Annotated in this window: 9 protein-coding genes; 4 read left to right on the forward strand and 5 right to left on the reverse strand. The window is 73.5% G+C overall.

The genetic code is table 11. The annotated features are described in order from the left end of the window. Window positions 1-2: 2 nt before the first annotated feature. On the reverse strand, window positions 3-9647 hold the full coding sequence (locus DMB42_RS29045; protein WP_125638373.1) for a non-ribosomal peptide synthetase: 9645 nt from the start codon (window positions 9645-9647) through the stop codon (window positions 3-5). Between the two features lie 18 nt (window positions 9648-9665). Beyond that, a complete protein-coding gene (gene gntD, locus DMB42_RS29050) occupies window positions 9666-10694 on the reverse strand; it encodes a guanitoxin biosynthesis L-enduracididine beta-hydroxylase GntD (RefSeq protein WP_125638375.1) in 1029 nt (342 codons plus the stop codon). A 251-nt stretch (window positions 10695-10945) separates the two neighbouring features. On the opposite strand from gntD, the gene DMB42_RS29055 reads away from it, so the two are divergent. Next, window positions 10946-11989: a hypothetical protein gene (locus DMB42_RS29055; RefSeq protein ID WP_185844919.1), complete on the forward strand. Its 1044-nt coding sequence runs from the start codon at window positions 10946-10948 to the stop codon at window positions 11987-11989. An 11-nt stretch (window positions 11990-12000) separates the two neighbouring features. On the opposite strand, the gene DMB42_RS29060 is transcribed toward DMB42_RS29055, so the two are convergent. From DMB42_RS29060 to DMB42_RS29070, 3 genes are read right to left on the reverse strand one after another with little or no spacing between them, the layout of a single operon-like run. Beyond that, window positions 12001-12912 carry a TauD/TfdA family dioxygenase gene (locus DMB42_RS29060; protein WP_221762398.1) on the reverse strand — a complete coding sequence of 304 codons (912 nt, stop codon included), beginning with the start codon at window positions 12910-12912 and terminating at the stop codon, window positions 12001-12003. Between the two features lie 3 nt (window positions 12913-12915). Next, window positions 12916-13128: an MbtH family protein gene (locus tag DMB42_RS29065; protein ID WP_125638378.1), complete on the reverse strand. Its 213-nt coding sequence runs from the start codon at window positions 13126-13128 to the stop codon at window positions 12916-12918. Between the two features lie 20 nt (window positions 13129-13148). Further along, on the reverse strand, window positions 13149-14054 hold the full coding sequence (locus tag DMB42_RS29070) for a helix-turn-helix transcriptional regulator (RefSeq protein WP_125638380.1): 906 nt from the start codon (window positions 14052-14054) through the stop codon (window positions 13149-13151). 437 nt (window positions 14055-14491) lie between these two features. On the opposite strand from DMB42_RS29070, the gene DMB42_RS29075 reads away from it, so the two are divergent. From DMB42_RS29075 to DMB42_RS29085, 3 genes are read left to right on the forward strand one after another with little or no spacing between them, the layout of a single operon-like run. Then, window positions 14492-16084, forward strand: a complete 1593-nt coding sequence (locus DMB42_RS29075; RefSeq protein ID WP_125638383.1) for a tryptophan halogenase family protein — start codon at window positions 14492-14494, stop codon at window positions 16082-16084. Continuing rightward, complete coding sequence (locus tag DMB42_RS29080) at window positions 16081-17388, forward strand: cation:proton antiporter (RefSeq protein ID WP_125638385.1); 1308 nt, start codon at window positions 16081-16083, stop codon at window positions 17386-17388. The genes DMB42_RS29075 and DMB42_RS29080 overlap by 4 nt, the downstream gene beginning before the upstream one ends. After that, window positions 17385-17924, forward strand: coding sequence for a flavin reductase family protein (locus DMB42_RS29085; RefSeq protein ID WP_221762399.1), 540 nt, complete (start codon window positions 17385-17387; stop codon window positions 17922-17924). The genes DMB42_RS29080 and DMB42_RS29085 overlap by 4 nt, the downstream gene beginning before the upstream one ends. Window positions 17925-17926 lie beyond the last annotated feature (2 nt).

Consider the following 17926-nt stretch of genomic DNA (forward strand, 5'->3'; position numbering starts at 1 on the left):
CGTCACGACCGGTGGACCGCCTCTTCCAGGGAGTCCAGGATCCTGTCCTGCACCACCTCCGACAGCCCGGCGACGGTCGGCGTCAGGAAGATGTCGCGCGGCGACAGCTCGACGCCGAAGGCCGGTCCCACCCGCGACGTCACCCGCAGGCTGGTGATCGAGTCGCCGCCCAGCGCGAAGAAGTCGTCGTGCACGCCCACCCGGTCCAGGCCGAGCACCTGCTCCCAGATGCGGCCGAGCGCCTCCTCGGTCGGGTTGCGCGGCGCGACGTACGACTCCGCCTTCTCCCGTGGCGGGGCGGGCTCCGGCAGGGCGGCGCGGTCCACCTTGCCGTTGGCGTTCAGCGGCAGCCGGTCCAGGGACACGAACGCCGCGGGCACCATGTACGCGGGCAGCCGCGCGCCCAGGCTCGCGGCCAGCTCCTCGTGCGAGGGCGCGGGCCCGCCGGCCGCCGGCACCACGTACGCCGCCAGCGTCCGGCGTCCGGCGGTGTCCTGCCTGGCCATGGCGACGGCCTCGGCGACCCCGGGATGCGCCAGGAGCGCGGCCTCCACCTCGCCCGTCTCGATCCGGAAGCCCCGGATCTTGACCTGGCCGTCCACCCGGCCGAGGAACTCCAGATCGCCCTCGGGCGTCCAGCGGACCCGGTCCCCGGTGCGGTAGAGCCGCCCGCCGCCGCCGAACGGGTCGGCCACGAAGCGTTCGGCGGTCAGCGCCGGCCTGCCGAGATAGCCCCTGGCCAGGCCGGAGCCCGCCAGGTACAGCTCGCGCGGCGCGCCGACGGGCACGGGCGCCAGGGCGGCGTCCAGCACGTAGGCGCGGGTGTTGTCCATGGGACGGCCGATCGGCGCCCGTCCGGTCCGGACGATCTCGGGGGTCATCTCCCGGGTTGTGACGAATGTGGTGGTCTCGGTGGGTCCGTACCCGTTGTGGAACGTGGTCCCGGGGCAGCGGCCGATCACCCGCGCGAGCGCCTGCGGCGAGGCCGCCTCGCCGCCCGTCCACACCTCGCGCAGCCCGGCGAAGCACTCGGGCAGCTCCTCGGCGAACAGGTTGAACAGCGCCGCCGTGAGGAACATCCCCGTGACGCCGTGCTCGGCCGCCAGCGCCCGCAGCCGCCGCGCGTCCAGGTCGCCGGGCGCGACCACCACCTCGCCGCCCGCCAGCAGCGGCACCCACATCTCGTACGTGGCCGCGTCGAAGGCGTGCGGAGAGTGGAACAACACCCGGTCGTGCCCGCCGCCGCGCCAGCGGTGGTCCCAGGCCAGGCTCACCACGTCCTCGTGGGTGACCGCGACGCCCTTGGGCAACCCGGTCGAGCCCGAGGTGTACATGACGTACGCCAGCGAGCCCGGCAACGAGCAGGGCCGGGCGGCGGGATCAGGCACGGGCAGGTCGCCGTCCACCTCGACGGCGGGCAGGCCCAGGTCCGCGGCGCGCCCGGCCAGCGACCGGTCGGTCAGCACCGCGACCGCGCCCGTGTCCCGCAGGATCCACCGCATGCGTTCGGCCGGGAAGTCCGGATGCAGCGGCACGTACGCGCCGCCCGCCCTGAGCACGGCCAGCATCGACACCAGCGCGTCCGGCGAGCGTCCCTGCAACACCGCCACCCGCGACTCGGCGCGCACGCCGAGCCCGGCCAGCACCCCCGCCAGCTCCCCGGCACGGCGGTCGAGCTCCCCGTACGTCAGCTCCGCGCCGCCGCCGCGCACCGCCACCGCGCCGGGCATCTCCCGCGCCCGCTCGGCGAACAGCTCGTGGACCGTCCGGCGCGGGTAGTCGCGCGCGGTGTCGTTCCACTCCGTCAGCGTCAGCCGCCGCTCCCGCGCGCTCACCGCGCTCAGCGACCCCACGGTCCCGCCGGGGTCCGCGGCGAGCTGCCCGAGCAGCGCCGACAGGCCCTCGCCGAGCCGCCGCACGGTCGCGGCGTCGAACAGCTCCTCGTCGTGGAGCAGGACGAACGACAGCTCCTCGCCCGGGTAGACGACGAGGCCGAGCGGGTAGCCGTTCGCCTCGGCGGCGTCCACGTCCCGCAGGCGCGGGCCGGGGGCGGCGTAGTCGATCGGGTAGTTCTCGAAGACCACGATGTTGTCGAACAGCGCCGTCCCCGGCGGCACGTCGCTCCACGCGCGGATCCGGGTGAGCGAGGCCGCCTCGTGCTCCCGCGCCCCGGCCTGCGACTCCTGGAGCTCGCGCAACCAGGGCAGCAGCGGGCGGGAGCCGTCCACGTGGACGTGGACGGGGAGCGTCTGGATGAAGATGCCGATCATGGACTCGGCGCCGTCCAGGTCCTCGGGGCGGCCCGACACCGTGGCGCCGAAGCACACCCGCGGCTCGCCACTGTGCCGGGACAGCAGGATCGACCACGCGCCCTGGACCAGCGTGTTGAGCGTCAGGCCGGCCGCCGCGGCCCGGTCGGCCAGCCGCCGGGTCAGGTCGGGCGGCAGGGCGGCGCGGACCCGTCCGGCCGCCTTGGGACGGTGTTCCCTGCCGGGCGGCCGGTCGTAGGGCAGCGGCGTCGGGGCGGTGAGCCCGGCCAGCGCCTCCCGCCAGTACGTCTCGTCCGCGGCGAGGTCGCGGCCGGCCAGCCACTCCACGTAGTCGCGGAAGGGGCGGCGCGGCTCGGGCGCGCCGCCGTCGCCCTCTCCGGAGAGCCGGGCGTACGCGGCCAGCACGTCGCGCAGCAGCCGGTGCACGCTCCAGCCGTCCAGCAGGATGTGGTGCAGGGTCCACACGACGCGCACGGTGTCGTCGTCCAGCCGGATGACCGCCAGCCTGGACGGCGGCGCGGCCGTCAGGTCCAGGCCCTCGGCCCGGTCCGCGGCGAGGAGGGCGGCCAGCGCGGCCCGCCGTTCGTCCTCGGGCAGGCGGCGCCAGTCGTGCCGGACGACCGGCAGGCTGGCCCGCCCGTGCACGATCTGCACGGGATGGTCCAGGCCCTCCCAGACCAGGGACGTGCGCAGCACGGGCGTCCGGTCCACGACCGACTGCCACGCCCGCGCCAGCGTCCCGGGGTCGGTGACGCCGTCGAGCAGCATGCCGAACTGGGCCACGTACAGGTCGTCGCCGGCCGCCAGGCACTCGTAGAGCATGCCGGCCTGGCCGGGGGTGAGCGGGTAGACGTCGGCGATGTCGGTCACGTCGCGTCCGTCGGCGATCAGCCGGTCCAGGCTCGCCTGGTCCAGCCCCGCCAGCGGGTAGTCCGACGGGGTACGCCCGCCCGCGCCCGGCTCGGCGCAGTGGCGTACCAGCCGGGTCACGTTCGCGGCGAACCCGTCCGCGAGCCGGGCGACGGTCGCCTCGTCGTGCAGGTCGGCCGAGTACTCCCAGGTCACCTCCAGGCGGCCGGCGCGCACCGCGGCGACGACGTCCAGGAGATGCGGCCGGACGTCGCCGGGGTCCTGGAACAGGCCGATGGGCGCGACGTCCCGGTAGAGGTCGCCCAGAGGCGGGTCGAACCGGCCGAGGTAGTTGAAGCAGACGCCGGGGTGGCAATCGGGCGCGGTGCCGCGCAGGTGACGCAGCACGCCGTACCCGAAGCCGCGGCCGGGGACGGTCCTGACCTGCTCCTTGACGCTCTTCAACAGCTCGCCCCAGCCGCCGCCGCCGTCGTCGCCGCCGTCGGGCAGGCGCAGGGCCAGCGGGAAGTAGGTGGTGAACCAGCCGATCGTGCGGGACAGGTCGGTGCCGGGGAAGATCTCCTCCCGGCCGTGGCCCTCGGTGGCCAGCAGCAGGTCCGTACGCCCGGTCCAGTCGCCCAGGGTGCGGGCCAGCGCGGCCAGCAGCACCTCGTTGACCTCCGTACGGTAGACGCCGGGGACGTCGCGCAGCAGGGCGCGGGTGGTCTCCTCGTCCAGCGACACCGTCGTACGCCGTCCCGACGCCACGAGGTTGGCCCCCTCGCGGTCCAGCGGGACGTCCAGGGCGCCGGTCGCTCCGGTCGCTCCGGTCGCTCCGGTCGAGGTGCGGGCCGCCCGGGTCCAGTGGGGGAGTTCGCCGTCGAAGGCGCCGGCGGCGGCGTGGGCGGCCAGGGCGCGGGACCAGCTCACGCAGGAGGCGGTCTCCGCGCCCAGGTCGACGGGCTCGCCGCGGACGGCCTGCCCGTACGCGGTGTGCAGGTCCTGGAGCAGCACCCGCCAGGACACGCCGTCCACGACGAGGTGGTGCGCGGTGAGCAGCAGCCGAGGCGCGCCGGAGCCGGTGAACAACACCGCGGCGAACACGGGCCCGCGCTCGGCGTCGATGCCACGCTGCACGGCCTCGCTCTCGCGCGCGATCACGCCTCGCGCGTCGCCTTCGTCGGTCTCGTCGTCGAGATGGACGTGGCGCAGGACGTTCCCGGCCGGTGGCGGGGTGACGTGCTGGGATCGTTCGCCGTCGTGCCGGGTGAAGTGTGTCCGCAGCGCGGCGTGCCGGGTGACCAGGGCGGACACCGCCACGCCCAGCGCCCGTACGTCCACGTCCGCCGCCAGCTCGGCCTCCACGTACTGGTGGAACGTCCCCGGCACGGTGAACCGGTCGTACAGGAAACGCTGGATCGGCGTCAGCGGGGCGGGCCCGCCGTCGGCGGCATCCTCGGCGGCGGGGTTCGCGGGCTGCTCGGCCCGCCGCACGTACGGCGCCAGGGCCGCCACGGTCTGCCGCCGGAACAGGTCGCGCGCGGTGAGCCGCAGCCCGGCGCGCTGCGCCCTGGACACGACCTGGATGGCCAGGATCGAGTCGCCGCCCAGCGTGAAGAAGGAGTCCTCGGCCCCCACACGCTCGACGCCCAGCACCTCGCCCCAGATCGCGGCCAGCTCCCGTTGCACGGGCCCCGAGGGCGCGACGTAGGCCGCCGTTCCCGCCCGCGCGCCGGGTTCGGGCAGCGCCGCCCGGTCCACCTTGCCCCGCTCGGTCAGCGGGAACGCGGGCAGCACCATGATCACGGCGGGGATCATGTGGTCGGGCAGTGACCCGGCCAGGAAGGCGCGCAGCGCGGCGGCGTCGGGTTCGGCGTCGCCCGCCGGGGTGACGTACCCGTTGAGGCGGTCGCGTCCTGGGGAGGCCAGCACGACCGCGCCGCCCACCGAGGGGTGGCGCTGGAGGGCGGCCTCGATCTCGCCCGGCTCCACCCGGAAACCGCGGATCTTCACCTGGTCGTCGCTCCGCCCCAGGTACTCCAGCTCGCCGCCAGGCAGCCGCCGGACCAGGTCCCCGGTCCGGTACATCCGTCCGCCTGGAGGGCCGAACGGGTCGGCGACGAAGCGCTCGGCGGTGAGGCCGGGCCGGTTCAGGTAGCCCCTGGCCAGCCCGGGCCCCGCCAGATACAACTCGCCGGGCACGCCCTCCGGGACCGGGTTGGCATAGGCGTCCAGGACGTACCCGGCGCTGCCGGTCAGCGGGCGGCCGATCGGCGGCAGCCCCTCGCCCTCCCGGCTCACGTCCCCGGCGGTGGCCACGACGGTGGCTTCGGTGGGCCCGTAGTTGTTGACCAGCCGGAACGGGACGCCGGGCCGAGGCCGGCGGCGCAGCACGTCGCCGCCCGTCAGGACGGTACGCAGCGCCGTCCCGTCGATCGCGGGCAGGTCGAGCACGGTCTCCAGCCGGGGCGTCGGCAGGAAGCAGATCGTGGTGCCCATGGCGGTGAACCAGGCCACCAGCTCGTCCGGGTCGTCGAGCGCGTCCTGGCCGGGGAAGGCGACGCGGGCCCCCGCGCACAGGTAGGGCCAGACCTCCCACACGGCGGCGTCGAACCCGAGCGAGGCCACCTGGGACGCCCGGTCCCGGGGCACCACCCCGAACGCCGCCACGTGCCAGGCGCACAGGTCGGCCAGGCCGCGGTGCTCGATCATGACACCCTTGGGACGGCCTGTGGAGCCGGAGGTGTAGATGATGTATGCCAGGTCGCCCGGCTCCGCCACGCAATCGGGCCCGGCGCCGGCGCGGTCGCTCGCTTCCATGTCGCCGGGGTGTACGACGGGCAGCCCCTCGTGGTCCTCGTCGGCCAGCAGGATCGGCGCGCCGGTGTCGGCCATCACGTACGCCAGCCGCTCGGCCGGGATGCCGGGGTCGAGCGGCACGTACGCGCCGCCCGCCTTGAGCACGCCGAGGGCGGCGGTCACCATGTCCGGGCCGCGTTCCATGCACACCACCACGGGCACGCCCCGGCCCACGCCGAGGCCGCGCAGCCGGTGCGCCAGCCGGTCGGCGCGCCGGTCGAGGTCGGCGTAGGTGCGGGTGCCGCCGTCCCACTCCAGCGCGACGGCGTCGGGCGCGACCCGCGCCCACTCACTCACCTGCACATGCACCGGCCGCCCGGCCCGCCCGCCGCCGCGACCGGCAGCGGGAACGGCGGGCCCGGTCAGCACGGGGGCGGTCCGGGGAGTGGGGGGCAGGGGGAGGCGGGCCAGGGGGCGGTCCGGGGTCGCGGTCACCGCTTCCAGCAGCGCGATCAGGTGCGCGGCCATCCGCTCGGCGGTCGCGGCCTCGAACAGGTCGGTGCTGTACTCGATCATCGCGTCGAGCGCGCCGCCGTCCTCGCGTTCGACGAACTCCAGCGTGACGTCGAAGATCGAGGACACGTGCGGCAGCCCGTACGGCTCGGTGCGCGCCCCGGCGAAGCGCGGCGTCTTCGGCGGCGCGTTCTGCAACGCCACCATGGCCTGCACCAGGGGCGTCCTGCTGGGATCGCGTTCGGCGTCCAGCTCGCGCACCAGCCGGTCGAAGGGCACGTCCCGGTTGGCGAACGCGTTCAGCACGGTCTCCCGCACCGCGCCCAGGAACTCGGCGAACGTGGCGCGCTCGTCCACGGTGGAGCGCAGCACCAGGGTGTTGATGAAGCAGCCGATGAGCGGTTCGAGCTCGGGCAGGTCGCGTCCGGAGACGGGGGTGCCGACCGAGACGTCCCGCTGGCCGGCGTACCTGGACAGGAGCACCTGGCAGGCCGCGACCAGCACCATGAACGGCGTCGCCCCGGTACGCGCGGCGAGGTCCCCGAGCGCGGAGGCCAGCTCCGCCGGGACGGTGAAGCGGTGCGCGGCCCCCGCCGAGCTGCGTACGGCCGGGCGCGGCCGGTCGGCGGGCAGGTCGAGCGGGGTGATCCCGTCGAGCCGGCGACGCCAGTGGTCGAGCTGGTCCGCCAGGCTGTCGTCGGTCCAGCGGTCGCGCTGCCAGGCGGCGTAGTCGGCGTACCGGACGGGCAGCGGCGCAAGGGTGGCCCGGTGGCCGTGGCGGGCGGCGTCGTAGAGCAGGCCCAGTTCGTCGGCCAGGACGCGCATGGACACGGCGTCGATCACCGAGTGGTGCAGGCTCAGCACCAGCAGGTGCTCCTCGGCGGCCAGGCGCAGCACGGCCAGGCGCAGCACGGGGCCGTGGGCCAGGTCGAAGGGCCGGGTCACCTCGTGCCGCAACATGCGGTCCAGCTCCTCGCCGGGCAGGCCGGCGACGTCGGTGACGGTCAGCGGCACCTCGACGTCCGCGTGCACCTTCTGTACGGGTTCGGCCCGCGTGGGGTCGGCGCCGCCGTCCTCGATCGTCGTGCGCAGCGGCTCGTGCCGGGCGATGAGCTCGCCGAGCGCGGTGCGCAGCGCCTCGGGGTCGAACGGCCCGTTCAGCCGGTAGCCGAACCGGACGTTGTACTCGGTGCCGCCGGGGTCGTGCGCGTGGAAGAACCAGAAACGCCGCTGGGCGTAGGAGAGCGGCGCGTCGTGTCCGGGCGGAAGCGGGGTGACGACGTCCGTGCCCGCGTCGCCCGCCTCGTCGCGGCTCTCGGCGCGCCCCTCGTTTCGCACTCCGTCCCGAACCCCGTCCCGATTCCCGGCGTGGTTCTCGTCGCCGTTCTCGGCGTGGTTCTCGTCCGGTTTCAGGGAGGCGGCCAGGGCGGCCACCGTGCGTTCGCGGAAGATCGCCCGGGGGGACAGGCTCGTGCCGAGCGCGGCACGGATGCGCGGCACCACGCGGAAGGCCAGCAGGGAGTTGCCGCCGATGGCGAAGAAGTCGTCGGTCACGCCCACCCGGTCCAGGCCCAGCACCTCGGCCCACAACTCGGCGATCACCCGTTCCTTGTGATCGCCGGGAGGCGTGTAGCCGGTGGCGCCCTGGGGGCCCGTGGCGGGCAGGGCGGCGCGGTCCACCTTGCCGCTGGCCGCGAGAGGGAGCCGGTCGAGGGGCTGGAACACCGAAGGGATCATGTACTCGGGCAGGTCCCGCGCGAGGAACGCCCGCAATTGCTCGGGCGACGGCCCAGCCGCCCCCTCAAGAGACGCACCGCCCGGAGCGCCCGAGGGCGCCTCGGCAGGGACGGCCGTGGGTGCCTCGGAGGTGGTGGCGGGCTGGGGGATGGGCCGGGTAATGGGCCGGGTGATGGGGACGATGTGGGCCACCAGGCGGTCGCCGTCGGCGACGACCGCGGCGGCGGCCACGCGCGGATGCCGGGTCAGGGCGGCCTCGATCTCGCCGGGCTCGATCCGGTGCCCGCCGAGCTTGACCTGGTCGTCCGCCCGTCCGAGGTATTCGAGCTCCCCGTCCGGCAGCAGGCGGACCACGTCCCCGGTGCGGTACATGCGCTCGCCGTCCGTCCCGTACGGGTCGGCGACGAACCGTTCGGCGGTGCCGCCGGGACGCCCCCGGTACCCGCGGGCCACCCCGGCGCCCGCGACGTACAACTCGCCCCGTTCACCCGGCGGGACGGGCCGCAGCCGGGCGTCGAGGACGTAGGCCCGCGACCCGGACATGGGCCGGCCGATCGGCACCGCGCCGCCGGGCGTGCCGTCGCCGGGTTCGAGGCGGAAGGCCACGCAGCCGACCGTGGTCTCCGTGGGGCCGTACTCGTTGACCACCGTCACGCCGGGACGGTCTGCGCGCCAGCGGCCGATCGCGTCGCCGTGCAGCGCCTCGCCGCCGATCACCAGCTCGCCGCGCTCCGGGGAGGCGTCCGGCGACCCGTCCTCCAGCAGCGGCAGGTGGCTCGGGGTGATCTTCAGGAAGGACGGCCGGACGCCGCCCGGCTCGTCGAGCGTGCCCGCGTGGACGCGCCCGCCCGCGACGAGCGGCCCCCACAGCGTGGTCACCGACAGGTCGAACGAGATCGACGAGTGCAGCAGCGCCGTGCCCGCCAGCCCCGGGTAGTCCCGCAGGCAGCAGGCCAGGTAGGCGGCGAGCTGCCGGCGTTCGACGAGCACCCCCTTGGGACGGCCGGTGGAGCCGGAGGTGTAGATCGCGTACGCCAGGTCCGCCGGACGGCCCGGGGAAGCGGGCGGCGCGTCGGCGAACGGCGCGGGATCGTCGTCCACGCACACCACCCGCGCCGCGGTCACGGGCAGCCGCTCGCGCAGCGCCCGCTGGGTGACGACGACGGGCGCGCCCGCGTCGTCGATCACGACGGCGAGGCGGCTCGCCGGCACGCCGGGATCCAGCGGCAGGTACGCCGCGCCCGCCTTGAGCACGCCGAGCAGCGCCACGACCAGGTCGAGACCGCGCTCGGCGTAGACGGCGACGAGCGTGTCCGGGCCGGCCCCGAGCCCGCGCAGGCGATGGGCGAACCCGTTCGCGCGCGTGTCGAGCTCCCGGTAGGCGAGCGAGCCCGCGGCCGAGGAGACGGCGGTCGCGCCGGGAGCCAGCCGGACCCGCTCGGCGAACAGATCGAGGACGTCACGTGTCGAGTTGTCCATCACCCGGTGCTCCTAGCCTCAGTAGATGACGCGGGACCGCGCGTCCAGCCGGAACTCGCGCGACTTACGAAGATCCCTGGCCACGTTCAGCCGGCGCAGCCACCGGTCCGTCCCGTCGAACCGGGCGCGGAAGGGCTTGCGCCCGTGCACGGCCTTGTAGTTGTCGATGACGCAGATGTCGCCGGGTTCGAGCACGATCCCGGTCATGGCCGCGTCCACGGTCGCGGCGAGGGCGGCGAGCGCTTTCTCCTCGTCCTCTCCCTGTATTCCTTGCATATAGTGCGGATCGACGCAGAGATACGGGTCGTCCGGGGCGCCGAAAAGCACCGGCATCGGCTTCGGATCGGTCAGCGCGCTTTCGACCTGGCGATAACTGCGGCGTTTCAGGTCGGCCACCCTCGGGTCGTCGTCCCGGTCCGGGGCGCGATTCTCGGGACGGTGCGAGTCGTCCGGGAGAATGAGAAATCGGTGCTCCCGGAGCAAGGCTTCTGTGGCCTCGTCGAGATGTATCGAACCAACCTCGGCGAAGGTCGTCTCCACCTTGTCGGGATTACGCAGGCAGAACAGCCCGAGATAATCCGTGCGGAGCGGGTGGAAGGCGTCCTCGGTGTGCCAGACCAGCGTTTCCGCGCTGCTCCAGCCGATTTGCTCGCGTTCGAAGCCGCGCATCGGGAAAACGTCGTGCATGATGCGTCCGTCCTGCTGCGTCACCCAGCCGATCGGCTCGCCCAACAGGCTCATGACCAGGTAGAACGCGATGTCCAGCGACAGTGTCGGCGACGGCGTGGGCCGCGATTTCCAGTCCTCGGGAGTGGGGCCGAGCGCGGCGTCGTCCACCGGCAGGCCGGAGATCACCAGCAGGCCCGACGGCTCGGCCAGGCGAAAATCGTGCAACTCCGCGCGGAGGCGTCTCGGCAGCTCGTCGGCATAAACCCGGCCGATTTCCTGGAATTTCGCGGACTCGACTCCCGGATGCTGCCGGGCGAGCTCGCCCGCCAGCTCCGTGATCGCGGTCACCTCGTCTTTCCGCAGTTCGAAAGTCGACACAACTCGCTCCCTTCCTCGGCGACACCCGTCCGGTCAAGGTTCGGTCGTCGGAGGGCCGGAGCTCAATGTGTTTGAGCCTCAAGCTAAACAGGGCAGTCACGAAGCCGGTGTGCTAGCGTCGAAAAGGTATCAGCGAGCGTCCCGTGCCGGTGTCGGCCCCCGGGCGGAAGCGCCGCGCAAGTGAAATTCGCCGACGACCCGGCTCCTGGTCGGCGCTTCCCACGACGTCATTGACAGCGGAGGAGGACCCGGTGCGCCGATCACGTCTGGCAAGGATCACGAGTGCGGCGGCTCATCTGCAGGTGTTCGCCATCGCGGGGATCAGCGCGGTGTTGCTGATCAGGACCTGGCTGGCGAGCACGGGCTACCCGAAGCTCGGCGCCGGCGACCTGCACATCGCGCACGTCCTGTGGGGCGGCCTGCTGATGGCGGTCGGGCTCGGCCTCACCCTCGCCTTCCTCGGCGAGCGGGCCAGGACGTGGGGCGCGCTGCTCGGCGGAGCCGGGTTCGGCACGTTCCTCGACGAGGTCGGCAAGTTCGTCACCGAGCGCAACGACTACTTCTACCGGCCCGCCGCCGGCATCATCTACCTGGTCTTCGCCGTCCTCGTGGTGCTGGCCCAGTGGCTCAAGGGCCGCACCGGCTACACCGGCGCCGAGCGGACCGCCAACGCGCTGCACGCCGCCCTCGTCGGCGTCACCTCCGGGCTGACGATCGAGCAGCGGCGCGGCGCGATCCGCCTGGTCCAGGACTCCGGCGACCCGCTCGACGCGGCCACGGTCCGCCTGCTCGGCATGGTGCCCTCCAGCGAACCGCCCCGCTTCCCCGCCGTGCGCGCCGCCCTGGCCTGGCTGGAGCGGTTGTGCCGGCGGCCGGTCGTGGTGGTGCTCGCCGTGGTCTACCTCGCCGTACGGGCCCCGCTGCCCCTGGTCGGCCTGGCCCTGGAGAGCTCGTACGACTCCCTCGGCCAGGAACGGGAGTGGGGAGCGGTGATCGGCCTGGCGGCGTCCGCGGCGGTGACGGTGCTGCTCAGCCTGTGGGGCGCGGCCCGGTTACGGTGGAACCGGCCGGCCGCCTTCCAGGCGCTCTACCTCGCGCTCCTGGTCGACATCCTGTTCGGCCAGGTGTTCACGTTCATCGTGAACCAGTTCTCGGCGGTGCCGGGGCTGGTCGCGGACCTGCTGGTGCTGGCCGTGCTCGGCACGACGAACCGGCACCTGCGCAGAACCGCCCCGGCCCGCGACGCCGCCCGCGGGCCGGGGGCGCGGGCCGGGAACGAGGACCGGGACGGCTGAGGTTTCCGGAGCTACGGCTGTGACGGCTCCGCCATGGCGACCGCGATCCGCCGCGGCCCCGTGTACGGCTCCCGCCCGTGCGAGGTGAGCATGTTGTCGATGACGAGCAGGTCGTCGGCCGCGTAGTCGAAGCGGCGGGAGGCCGCCCGGTAACACTTGCGCAGGTGGTCGGTGACATCATCGGGGATGGCGCCGCCGTCGCCGTAGTAGGTGTTGCTCGGCAGCCCGTCCTGCCCGCACATCTCCAGCAGCCCCTCGCGTACGGCCTCGGGCAACGTCGTGACGTGGAAGAACGTGGCGTGGTTGAACCAGACGGGCTCGCCGGTGACCGGATGCCGGTGCACCGCCGCGCGTACGGCCTCGGTGCGCAGCCGTCCGTCCCCGAGCCAGGTCGCCCGTACGCCGTTGCGCTCGCAGTACGCGGTGACCTCGTCCCGGTCGGAGGTGTTGAACGCCTCCGACCACGGCATGCCGAGCTCGTCGTCGTAGGTGCGCACGACCATCCAGCCGCGCCGCTCGAACTCCTCGCGCACCGCCGGGTCGAGGGTGTCGTGCACCTCCCGGGTGGAGGCCAGGGGCGTGGCCCCCTGCGACTCCGGCGGCCGCATGCAGTGGAAGAACAGCACCATGGGCCAGACGGCCTGGTAGGAGTTCTCGTTGTGGAGGAAGATCTCCTCCTCGGGCGGGTAGTCGGTCGAGGTGTAGACGTTGCCCTTGATCACGCTGCGCGGCGACGACCGTTCGGTGTAGGCCAGCGGCGTCCCGGAGAACGCGCGTACGGCGGCGTCGAACCCCTCGGCGCCGCCCACGTCGAAGCCGCGGAACAGCAGCGCCCCGTGGCTGGTCAGGCTCTCGCGCAGCGGGCGCTGCCCGGCCCTGATCCGGTCCTGGACGGGCTCGCCGGCACCCTCGATGATCAGCACGGCTCACTCCTCCATCGCCGCGATGAGGCTCTTGGGCCGCATGTCGGTCCAGTTCTCGTTGATGTAGCCGAGCGCGCGCTCCCGGTCGGTCTCGGGCAGCGCGACCGCCCATCCGGCCGGCACGTCCACGAAGGCCGGCCAGAGCGAGTGTTGTCCCTCGTCGTTGACGAGCACCAGGTAGATGCCCTCGGGGTCCTCGAAGGGGTTCGTGCTCATCGTTCGTCCTCCAGGGAAGGTCAGTTGCGTTGTGAGATGAGGTGGCCGCCGCCGCGCAGCAGCGCCATGCCCAGCGACGTCAGCGTGTGCAGGGCCGTGTTGCGGTTGCGGGCGGTGGTGATGAGCCCGGCCTTGCGCAGCACGGTGGCGTGCTTGCTGGCGCCGGCCAGGGAGATGCCGAGCCGCTCGGACAGCGCGCCGGTGGTGCAGCTGTCCATGAGCGCCTGCATGGCCGCGGCCCGGGTGTGCCCGACGAGCGCGCCGAGCGCCTCGTCGTCGGCCATGGGCTCGGCCACCAGGTCCGACAGCACGGCCGGCGTCCAGGGGACCGAGACCACGAGCGCGGGCAGCCCGGTCTCGTGCTCCCTGTCCAGGAACAGGCAGTGCCTGACCTGGAGGAAGAACGAGGGACTGAGCAGCAGGCCCCTGCCGTCGAGGTACACGTCGCGGTCCTCGTCGTGCGGGACCTCCAGGACCGGCGGGTTCCAGACCAGCTTCGGGTGCAGGGTGTCCAGCAGGCACTCGACGCCGTTGGTGATCGTGATACGCCCGAACGTCTCCCGTTCGAGCTCCAGGTAGGCACGCACCCGCCCCCAGTACGGCAGCACCGCGGCCCGGCAGAACGCCAGCACGGTGGCGGTCGCCCACGGGACGGCGGCGTCCCCGGCGCGGAAGCCGGACTCGCCGGGTGAGCGGTCGAGCAGTCCGAGCAGTTCGCCGAGCGGCCGGCGCTCGCGGGCCAGCCGATCCACCTGGCCGGCCGTGCCGTTCATGCGTTCGCGCACGTCCCTGCGCCACTCGCCGTGGACCGCGCCGCCGCTTCTGGCGAACAGGTCGAGGGCGAAGACGCTCTCGGTCACCGGGCCCAGCGTCGCCGCCATGCGCAGGCGTGCCAGGTCTTCGACCGTGAAATGAATCCGCAGCACCGCGGCTCCCATTTCGCATTTTCCGGGTTCGTCGATCACGCCGCGGCGCGGGGAAAATGCGCACGACGCGGTGGCCGCGTGAATCAGGGCGGCTTGGGCGAGGAGGGGCGTCCGCGGTGGGAGCCCCCAGTTTTGCTCAAGCTAACTCGGAGGCAGTTGGGAAGTCAACTGGCGTTGGTGGATCAAGAAATTTGCATCTACGCCAGTTGATGACCGCCTGTGGGCAACCGTGAACGCCCTGCACAGGGCCGCATGCCGAGCTGCCGGGCCGCGCCGCCGCCACCCGTCTGACCGCCCTGTTTAGCTCCGGCGTCAATGAGCTGGAAATCGACCGGGACCGTCCGGCACGCTCGGAAAAGGGCGGTCGGAGCACTGCCCAATCCTTTTTCCGGTTCTTCCGACGCGCGTTTCCCAACGCCATGGACAAGGGCTCAAGAATGGTAAAGAACGTCGTCATCGTGGGCGGCGGCACCTCGGGCTGGATGACCGCCGCATATCTCCGGGCGGCATTCGGCGACCGAATCGCCGTCACTCTGGTCGAGTCGAAGAACATCGCGACGATCGGCGTGGGAGAGGCCACGTTCAGTACGATCCGCCACTTCTTCGACTATCTCGGGCTGGACGAGCGGGAGTGGATGCCCGAGTGTCACGCCACGTACAAGCTGGGGATCCGGTTCGAGAACTGGCGCGCCCCGGGCCACCACTTCTACCACCCGTTCGAACGCCTGCGCGTCGTGGACGGCTTCCCCCTCACCGACTGGTGGCTCGGCACCCGCCCCGGCGGTGACTTCGACCGCGACTGCTTCGTCATCAGCTGGCTGTGCGAGGCCAAGCGCTCGCCCCGCTACCTGTCGGGCGAGCTGTTCGAGCAGGACTTCACCGAGAACCCCGACGAGCGCGCCTACCGCACCACCCTCACCGAGCAGAACACCCAGTTCCCCTACGCCTACCACTTCGACGCCGCGCTGCTGGCCTCCTACCTCACCCGGTTCGGCACCGAGCGCGGCGTCCGGCACGTCCTGGACGACGTCGTGGACGTCCGGCTGGACGAGCGCGGCTGGATCGACCACGTGCTCACCAAGGAGCACGGCGAGCTGGCCGGCGACCTGTTCATCGACTGCACAGGCTTCCGCGGCATGCTGCTGAACAAGGCGCTGTCCGTCCCCTTCGTCTCCTACCAGGAGAGCCTGCCCAACGACCGGGCGGTGGCGCTGCGCGTGCCCGCCGACATGGCCGCCCGGGGCCTGCGCCCCTGCACCACCGCCACCGCCATGGACGCCGGCTGGATCTGGACCATCCCCCTGTACGGCCGCGTCGGCACCGGCTACGTCTACGCCGGCGACTACTGCACCCCCGAGGAGGCCGAACGCACCCTGCGCGAGTTCGTCGGCCCCGAGGCGGACGACCTGGAGGCCAACCACATCCGCATGCGGATCGGCCGCAGCGAGCGTTCCTGGGTGAACAACTGCGTGGCCGTCGGCCTGTCCAGCGGCTTCGTCGAGCCCCTGGAGTCGACCGGCCTGTTCTTCATCCAGAACGCCATCGAGCAACTGGTCAAGCATTTCCCCGCCGACCGCTGGGACGACCGGCTGCGCGAGTCGTACAACCGCCAGGTCGCCAACGTCATGGACGGCGTGCGCGAGTTCCTCGCGCTGCACTACCACGCCGCCGCCCGCTCCGACAACGACTACTGGAAGGACGCCGCCACCCGGCCCGTCCCCGACGGGCTGGCCGAACGCCTTGAGCTGTGGCAGGCGCGCCTGCCCGACAGCGAGACGGTCTTCCCGCACTACCACGGCTTCGAGTCCTACTCCTATATCGCCATGCTGCTCGGGCTCGGCGGCGTCCCGGTGCAGGCCCCGCCCGCGCTGCGGCACTTCGACCACGGCCGCGCGGAACGCGAGCTGCGGCTCGTCCGCGAGCAGGCCGAGGCGCTGGTCGCCAACCTGCCCAGCCAGTACGAGTACATCGCCGCACTCAACGGCGACACGCTGCCCGGACGGCGACCCGAGCTGAGCCGGACACGATGATCCCGGCCGAGGGACCGGCGCGGATCGCCCTGTTCGGCGTCGTGCTCGCGGCGGTCCTCCTCCTCGCCTGGGCAGGGCGGCTGCTGGCCGGAGCACTGCGCCAGCCGGCCGTGATCGGCGAGGTGGCGCTCGGGATGGCGGCGGGCCCGCTGGTCGTGGCCGTGGCCGGTCCCGGCGCCGCGCGGGCGCTGCCCCTCGACTGGCTGAGCTGGTGCGGGCACGCCGGCCTGGTGCTCTACCTGGTCGGCGTGATCCACGAGCTGCGCCTGGCCGCGCCTCTCGTACGCGGCCGGGCGGTGGGCTGGACCGCGGCGGGCGCGCTCGCCGTCCCGATGCTGGCCGGATCCGCCGTGGCCGTGTGGGCGCTGGCCGGGGACGAGCCCGGCCTGCGCGGCACGGCCCCGGCGTCCGCGCTGGTCGTGTTCCTGGCGGTGTCGCTGTCGGTCACCGCCGTCCCCGTCCTGGCGCGGATCCTGTCCGAACGCGACCTGGTCGGCACCCGGGCGGGCGTGTTGTCGATGACGGTCGCCACGGTCACCGACGCGGTGGCCTGGCTGCTGGTCGCGCTGGCCGTGAGCCTGGCGACCGGCGGCCTCGGGAACGTGGCCGTGCTCACCGCCGTCACCGCCGCGGCCCTGACGGGGGCGGTCGCGGTACGGCGGGCGCTGGGCACGGCCCCGCTGCTGCGCCTGCCCGCCCGCGTCCCTCGGGCCGCGGCGGTGCTCCTCGCCGTGTGGGCGCTGGCCGCCGCGGCGGCGATGCGCTCGTGGGGGCTGACCGAGATCCTGGGCGCGGCCCTCGCCGCCCTCGCCCTGCCCCTGACGGCCCCGGCTCCCGCCGACGGGCCCGCCAGGGGCGGCGGCGAGGATCCGTGGGCGCGGCCCGTACGGCTCGTCGCGGGCGCCGGGCGGCTGCTCGTCCCGGTGTTCTTCGTGGTCACCGGGTTCACCGTGTTCGCCGAGCCGTTCGCGGTCGCCCCCTGGGCGGCGATCGTCCTGGTCACGCTGCTCGGCATGGCGGGCAAGGTCGGGGGCGCGTACGCGGGGGCCCGTCTCGGCGGCGAGCCGCCCGGGATGGCGCTCCGCCTGGGCGTGCTGCTCAACACCCGGGGCCTGACCGAGCTGGTCGTGCTGCAGATCGGCCACGAGGCCGGGATCCTCACCCCGGCCATGTTCCTCGCGCTCGCCGTCATGGCGCTGGTGACCACGGCGGCGACCGGCCCGTCGTACGCCCTCCTCCAGCGGCCGCGACGGCCGCGCGGGACGGCCCCGGTACCCGTCGCACAGAACGGAGGCTTGCGATGACGGATCTCCCGCTGGTGGAGGCCCTGCCCATGACGCCGACGGTCGACCCCGACCGATTCCGGTCGCTGATGTCCACCTTCCCGAGCGGCGTCGCCGTCGTGACCGTGACGGACCCCGACGGCAGCCCGCGCGGCATGACCTGTTCGTCGGTGTGCAGCGTCACCCTCGACCCGCCGACGCTGCTGGTCTGCGCCCGCAGCCTCAGCCCCACGCTGCACGCCATGCTCAAGACCGCGCAGTTCACCGTGAACCTGCTGCACGCCCACGCCCGCGACACCGCCGAACTGTTCGCCTCGGGCGCCACCGACCGCTTCGACCGGGTCCGCTGGTCCGCCCGCCCCGCCTACGGCGGGCCGCACCTGGTGGAGGAGTCCCACTCCGTCGCCGACTGCCGGGTCGCGCGGACCGTGGAGGCCGGCGACCACGTCGTGGTCTTCGGCGAGGTGTACGGCATCGAGCGGTGCGCGCCGGCCGTACCCCTCCTGTACGGCCTGCGCGCCTACTCGTCCTGGCGTCCGGGGACCGAGCCGTCATGACC

This window comes from Nonomuraea sp. WAC 01424 (genome assembly GCF_003947315.1).
In the GTDB taxonomy this organism is placed as follows: Bacteria; Actinomycetota; Actinomycetes; order Streptosporangiales; family Streptosporangiaceae; genus Nonomuraea; species Nonomuraea spiralis.

Bases quoted from the DNA above. Each gene is read 5' to 3' on its own strand.
- DMB42_RS29075 (WP_125638383.1), top strand. From the start codon at position 14,492: ATGGTAAAGAACGTCGTCATCGTGGGCGGCGGCACCTCGGGCTGGATG.
- DMB42_RS29065 (WP_125638378.1), bottom strand. From the start codon at position 13,128: ATGAGCACGAACCCCTTCGAGGACCCCGAGGGCATCTACCTGGTGCTC.
- DMB42_RS29085 (WP_221762399.1), top strand. From the start codon at position 17,385: ATGACGGATCTCCCGCTGGTGGAGGCCCTGCCCATGACGCCGACGGTC.
- DMB42_RS29045 (WP_125638373.1), bottom strand. From the start codon at position 9,647: ATGGACAACTCGACACGTGACGTCCTCGATCTGTTCGCCGAGCGGGTC.
- DMB42_RS29080 (WP_125638385.1), top strand. From the start codon at position 16,081: ATGATCCCGGCCGAGGGACCGGCGCGGATCGCCCTGTTCGGCGTCGTG.